The sequence below is a fragment of the Candidatus Effluviviaceae Genus V sp. genome, assembly GCA_014728125.1.
Taxonomy (GTDB): Bacteria; Joyebacterota; Joyebacteria; order Joyebacterales; family Joyebacteraceae; genus WJMD01.
This window is the reverse complement of the sequence record WJMD01000054.1, coordinates 1-6,216: the sequence shown is the minus strand read 5'-3', so window position 1 is coordinate 6,216 and position 6,216 is coordinate 1. Positions and strand designations below refer to the sequence as shown.

Genomic DNA, 6,216 nt, shown 5'->3' with positions numbered 1-6,216 from the left:
CGAGTACGTGGTCGTCGTCGACGACTGGGACCTGAACGAGGCGAGCGCGAACCCGATGTGGGCCGGGGACGCGGAACGCGACGCGTTCTACGATGCGCTGACCGCGTCGTGCGCGCTGCCGGTCGTCGAGTGGGACATGCTTCAGCACCCGGATGACGGTACCTTCATGCCCCCGGGCGTCGACGCGCTCCGCGGAGCCTCGACCGTCATCTGGTACACCGACGGTGAACCGGCCGGGGGCGCCCCCGAGGGCTGCGGACTCTGGACCGCGTTCCATGCCGCCCCGGGCGGCTATCCGGCGCTGGGCTGCTACGTCCGGGCCGGCGGCAACCTGGTCCTCGCGGGCACGAGGCCGCTCGGCGCGATCGCAGACGACGTGTCGTACAGCGACCCGGGTGAGGCGATCGAGACGAGCGCGGCCGACACCCTGCCGGAGTACGTCTTCATCCGGGACGTGCTCGGGGTCGGAAGCGGCCTGGAGAGCGGGATGCAGGCGAACCCGAGTGCTCCGTGGTCCTACGGTTACTGCTTCCACGGCGCGACGCCTGACCTCGGGGCACCACTCGCGCTGGCGTCCGTCTTCATCGACAGCGTCGGAGAGGGTGGCTTTCCGGCCGAGGGCAAATGGCCGCTCTACGTGTCGGACGTGGAGAACTACACTCGTTGCGGTGTGCCCCATGTCGAGCATGTCGGACCCTACGACGGAATGACCCACGTGCTCTACCGCATGATGTCGTTCCGGAACCCCTCGTTCGTTGACATGCCGTGCGGGCTCCTGAGTCCGTCGGACGGCGTCGGCGGCGGCGTCTGCTACCTCGGCTTCCCCCTCTACTACCTGAAGACCCAGGAGGCGAGGGACATGATCGAGACGGTCCTCGCGTCCTTCGGGGAGCTCTGACGACAGACGAGGTCGCGACGCCGGGCCGCAGGAGATTGACCCTCACCCAGTATATGCGCTATCATTGTGGCATGGAGGAATGTCCATGCCACACCTGCGATGCTGTGCGGCACTGCTCCTGACGTTCTGTCTGGCCTGCACTATCGCGGCGCCTGCCGTGGCCCGCGTGTCCGTCACGCAGCTCACCGATGACGGGGCGTGGTGCTGGTTCTCGGACCCCCGGGCCGTCTTCGACCAGTACGAGCTCGTCACCGGCTGGATCACGAAGACCGGGGTCATCGAGGCCGCGTCGTTCGACCTGCTGACCGAGGAGACGACGGTCGCCGCGCTCGAGCCCAACTGGGAAGCCAACGATCACGATCATCCCGCCATCCTGCGGCTGACCGACGGACGCTACGCGGCCTTCTACTGCCGGCACGCCGTCTCCGGGACGTTCATCACGTACAAGCTGTGCGACGCGCCGGGTGATGTCGGCGCCTGGGGCGCCCGGCAGGTTGTCCCGAAGAACGCCTACGGAGGCGCCGGCGCCACGTACGCGAACCCGCTCCCCGTCCCGGGTCAGAGAGACCAGTACCACCTTTTCTGGCGGGGCGCCGACTGGAAGCCGGGGATGAGCACCGGGACGTACGATCCGTCTTCCGGCACCTGGAACTGGTCCGACTACTGGAAGGTGATCCATGTCGGCTCGGGCCGACCGTATGTGAAGTTCGCGGACGACGACGGCGAACGCATCGGCATCTGCTTCACGCACGGGCATCCAGACGCGACGAACAACAATGTCTACTACGCCGAGATCCGGGCCGATGAGGAGGGCGAGGCGTTCTACCGGGCCGACGGCACCCGGATCAAGGAGTTCGGTGTCGTTCCGCTCCAATGCTCGGAGTGCGACACCGTCTTCGACCGCGAGGCCGCTCCCGAGCTGACCGGGGACAACGCGTGGGTCTGGGACGTCGCCTTCGACCCCGCGGGGCACCCGGTGGTCGCCTACACCACCTTCCCCTCGGAGCGCGTTCACCAGTATCACTGGGCACGCTTCAACGGAACCGACTGGGAGGACGCGACGCTGGTCTACGACTGCGGCGGAAGCGTCGCCGACACGAGCATCCATCCGAAGCAGCACTACTACTCGGGGGGCATCGCTCTCGACCCGCGGAACCCCTCGACGGTCTACCTCTCCAAGAAGCACATCTACTGGGGATGGGACATCGAGCAGTGGAAGACGACGGACGGCGGCGACACCTGGACGGTCGTCTCGATCACTGAGGACAACCCGTACGATAACCTCCGGCCGGTCGTGCCGAGACACGCTCCGCCCGAGTACGACGTCGTGCTCTGGATGCACGGAATATACGACCACTACAACAACGACTCTGAGGAGACGCGGTCCTCGTACAACTACAACACGTCGATCCTGATGTGGACGAACGTCGAGTACGCGGACGTCGAGGAGCCGGTTCCCTCGGTCGCCTCACTGACGAACGTACCCAACCCCTTCCGCGAGGGGACGACGATCGCCTTCGAACTGCCGGAGCCGTCGGCCGTCGACCTCGTTGTGTACGACGTCGGGGGACGGCGAGTCCGGGAGCTCCTTGACGGCGAGCGACTGGCGGCCGGTCCGCAGACGGTCTCGTGGGACGGCCTGGACGACGGCGGGCGACGGGTGGCGAGCGGGGTGTACTTCGTCAGGGCGGACGTCGGCGGACGCGCGCAGGTGCGGCGGGTCACGCTGGTCCGCTAGGCGCGGAGGGAGGCGCCTTCAGGCCGATGCGTCGCAGCGTTCCTCGGCCCGGAGGACCGGCGGGCGGTGCGTGGCCACGTAGGCACGATGGCAGAAGATCGGGAGGCGCGATGAGCTCGCTCCCACGACGCGTTCCGCCTGAGCCCTGTCCGGTCGCCGGGCGACTCCCTGCGTTGGTTGCTCTGACCGCTGCGCTCGTTCTTGCCCCGTGCATCGCCGAGGGTGGGCCGTACACGCAGATACTGACCGACGACGGCGTCTGGTGCTGGGTGTCCGACCCACGGGCTCTCTGCTTCGGGAGCGAGCTGGTCACGGGGTGGGTGACGCGGGACGGTGCGCTCGAGGCCGGTTCGTTGAACCTCCTGACCGGCAGCGTGATGACCGGCGTCCTCGAAGAGGCTTGGGAGTCTGATGATCACGATCACCCCGCCTTCCTGCGACTGAGCGACGGACGCTGTGCGGCTTTCTACTGCAGGCACTCCTCTCCCGGGACATATCTCTCCTACCGGACGACCGTGCGTCCGGAGGATGTCAGCGACTGGGGGCCCCTCCGCGAGGTGTCGACAAACACGCAGGGCGGCGCTGGAGCCACTTACGCCGCGGTGTCCCGCGTGCCGGGCGCGACCGATCAGTATTACGTCTTCTGGCGCGGAGGCGACTGGAAGCCGGCCATGAGCGTCGGAACCTACGATCCCGTGACCACACGGTTCTCCTGGACTGAGGCCGAGCGTCTGATCAGTGTCTTCGACGGCCGCCCCTACTGCAAGTTCACGGAGTGCACATCGAACAGGATCGGCATCGCCTTCACAGATGGTCATCCCGGGGAGAATCTGAACAACGTCTACTACGCCGAGATCCGCGGGGAGGCAGGCGGTCCGGCTTTCTTCCGCGCGGACGGAACGAGGATCAAGTCGGTCGGTTCAGCACCCCTCGTGCCCGCGGAGTGCGACACGGTCTTCGATCGCGAGCAAGCTCCCGAAGAACAGGGAGACAACGCCTGGGTGTGGGATGTCGCTCTGGGTGATTCCGGTGTTCCTGTTGTCGCCTACGTTACGTTCCCTACGAAGAGCGAGCACCAGTATCATTGGGCGCGGTTCGGGGGGAGCGGGTGGAGCGATGCGACGCTGGTGTACGACTCCGGAGGGAGTGTCGCTGACACGACGATTGTTCCGCAGCAGCACTACTACTCGGGGGGCCTTGCTCTCGACCCGCGGGACCCGGGCATCTGCTATCTGTCGCGCAGGAACGCTTGGGGCGGTTGGGACGTGGATCGGTGGGAGACGACGGACGCGGGGGAGGCGTGGTCCGTCTCACATGTCGCTCTCGGGACCTCGGCCGAGCATCTTCGTCCGGTGGTCCCGCGAGACGCGCCTTCCGGGCTCGATGTGGTCCTGATGCTGTGCGGGAGATACGACTTCTTCAGGAACGAGCCCCCGGAGGATCCGTCCGTGTACCATTATGACACATCGATCCTCGCGTGGAAGCGCTGGGCGGACTCCGCCGTGCCGGACGCGCACGAATCGATCGGATGCCTTGTCGGAGTCCCCAACCCATTCCGCGACGCGACGACGATCTCCTTTGAGCTTCCGCAGCCCGGGTCGGTCGATCTCTGTGTGTACGACGTCGGAGGGCGACGGGTACGCGACCTGATGCGCGGCGAGCGCCTCACGGCGGGCCCGCACAGGGTGTCGTGGGACGGTCGGGACGACGGCGGGCGACGGGTGGCGAGCGGGGTGTACTTCGTCAGGGCGGACGTCGGCGGACGCGCGCAGGTGCGCCGGGTCTCTCTGGTCCGTTGATATGGAATGACCGCGTGTCAAGGCATGGGTTCTCTCCTGGCGGCCACCCTTCGGAGTGGCCGTCTGGTGTCTGGTTTCACTTGAGGCGACGGAGAGGACCGGGCGCTTCGACGACGAGTCACGCTGATATTCGCGGGTTGCACTGGCGTCCCGGGCCGAGCCGCATGACTGTGATCCGTCGGGAAGGTCCGCTCTCTAGTGTCGCGAGTTGGGGAGAGGCTCCCTCCGTATCGCATACCGGAGTCGCGCGTCTTCCAGATCTTGCCGGTCTTCATCCGTCGCCTCGAACGCCGTTCTCAGAGTCCATCAGCTTCTCGGTGCACCAGTGGCTGGCTGCAGCGCAGCCCAGATGTAGCCTGTCAACTCGCGAGCCATGGCCACGATGGTCTTGGGTCGAGCGACACCGCGGCCGGTCATGGGCCGATATCGCGCGGCGAGTCGCTCCTGCGCACGATCGGCGATGGCCGGGACGCGAGCGGGCTGCCCTTCCCGGCGCCGCATCAGAGGCGCGCTGAGCTTGGGACGATGCCGATGGTGCCAGGCCGCCTCGACCAGCAGTCGGCGGACGTGCCGGTTGCCAGTCTTGGTGATCCCGCCACGCCGCTGGCGCTCACCACTCGAACACTCGCTGGGGACCAGCCCCACGTACGACATCAACTCCCGGGCCGTGCGGAACCGCCTGAAGTCGTGAAGCTCCGCGACGAGGCACACTGCCGTCACCCTGTCAATGCCCTTGAAGCAGCGCAGCCAGGCCACCGGCTCACGATAGGGATCCCGTTCTCCGAACTCACCGAGCTGTGTGTCGAGTTACCGCAGACGTTCCTCCAACTGCTGCACCGAGAGCATGTAGCTGTCGAACGTCGCCTCGCTTATCGGATCATCGAACCGCAGCTTCTCGAGCCAGGCCCAGTGACGTGTGCCCCAGTGATGCTTCGTCTCCCGGTAGATCATGTGTCGCCGAAGGAGGAACTTGCTGAGCCGGTGACGGGACCGCATGAGATCGATCCGAACATCGTCGCGGCAGCGACAGAGACCGCGCAGCGCTTCGTCCGATTCACTCGGAGGATGCACCTCGGTCAGGAGACCGCCCTGCAGGAGCTCAGCCAGCTTGCGGGCATCACGACGGTCCGTCTTGACTCGCATGCCCAACTGCACCGGTGTCAGCGTCGGCGCGATCACGACGCAACTCAGTTACGCCGCCCGCATCTGACGCTGCAGGGCGTACCCGGTCGGCCCAGCCTCGTAGCAGCAACGGACCTCCCCGGGCGCCTGGCGCAGGAGCTTCCGGCACAGGCGCCGGATCGACTCGGATGTCGTCTTCTCCTGCCACTCCCTGACTTCCAGCCCACCCGGGAACAGCGCCGCCACCTTGATCGAGTTCTTGTGAGCATCCATCCCGACCCATGTGATAGTATCGTGAGACACGACCGGCTCCTCTCGTATGCGGCTCTGGTGCCGCAAGCGTCAACCCGCGATGACGGACTATCCGACATCGCATGTCGACCGCTCTCAAGGACGGTACGACTCTACGACCGCGAGCCGGTCGTTCCATTGTGTCTAGGGACGCACGCGGTCCCGAGCCCCGGGCCCCCGGGGGGGGGATATCGGAGGGCATGCGGGTCCGCAGGGCGGCCTGCAGCGCACTTCGCGCCGAGGCGCCGATGCGCAGCGTCGTCGAAGGGGCTGGCAACGCCCTTGATATGTGGTATAATGGTAGTTACTGGTGGGGGCTCTGTCCGGGCCCCGTTGTTGTATCGGTGAACGGGAGTCGCCATGAGGCT

Annotated in this window: 5 protein-coding genes; 2 read left to right on the top strand and 3 right to left on the bottom strand. The window is 66.4% G+C overall.

The window, feature by feature from the left end; genetic code table 11:
• Positions 1–977 precede the first annotated feature (977 nt).
• Positions 978–2,636, top strand: coding sequence for a T9SS type A sorting domain-containing protein (locus GF405_03010; protein MBD3367131.1), 1,659 nt, complete (start codon positions 978–980; stop codon positions 2,634–2,636).
• Between the two features lie 26 nt (positions 2,637–2,662).
• Complete coding sequence (locus tag GF405_03005; GenBank protein ID MBD3367130.1) at positions 2,663–4,435, top strand: hypothetical protein; 1,773 nt, start codon at positions 2,663–2,665, stop codon at positions 4,433–4,435.
• Positions 4,436–4,741: 306 nt separating this feature from the next.
• On the opposite strand, the gene GF405_03000 is transcribed toward GF405_03005, so the two are convergent.
• From GF405_03000 to GF405_02990, 3 genes are read right to left on the bottom strand one after another with little or no spacing between them, the layout of a single operon-like run.
• Complete coding sequence (locus GF405_03000) at positions 4,742–5,191, bottom strand: transposase (protein ID MBD3367129.1); 450 nt, start codon at positions 5,189–5,191, stop codon at positions 4,742–4,744.
• Between the two features lie 51 nt (positions 5,192–5,242).
• Positions 5,243–5,578 (bottom strand): transposase, encoded by a 336-nt coding sequence (locus tag GF405_02995; GenBank protein ID MBD3367128.1) that lies wholly within the window; start codon positions 5,576–5,578, stop codon positions 5,243–5,245.
• Positions 5,579–5,626: 48 nt separating this feature from the next.
• Positions 5,627–5,860 (bottom strand): hypothetical protein, encoded by a 234-nt coding sequence (locus GF405_02990; protein MBD3367127.1) that lies wholly within the window; start codon positions 5,858–5,860, stop codon positions 5,627–5,629.
• Positions 5,861–6,216: the final 356 nt, after the last annotated feature.

Excerpts from the sequence above, each read along its gene's own strand:
- GF405_03010 (MBD3367131.1), top strand. The coding sequence starts at position 978 with ATGTCCATGCCACACCTGCGATGCTGTGCGGCACTGCTCCTGACGTTC.
- GF405_03005 (MBD3367130.1), top strand. The coding sequence starts at position 2,663 with ATGCGTCGCAGCGTTCCTCGGCCCGGAGGACCGGCGGGCGGTGCGTGG.
- GF405_02995 (MBD3367128.1), bottom strand. The coding sequence starts at position 5,578 with ATGCGAGTCAAGACGGACCGTCGTGATGCCCGCAAGCTGGCTGAGCTC.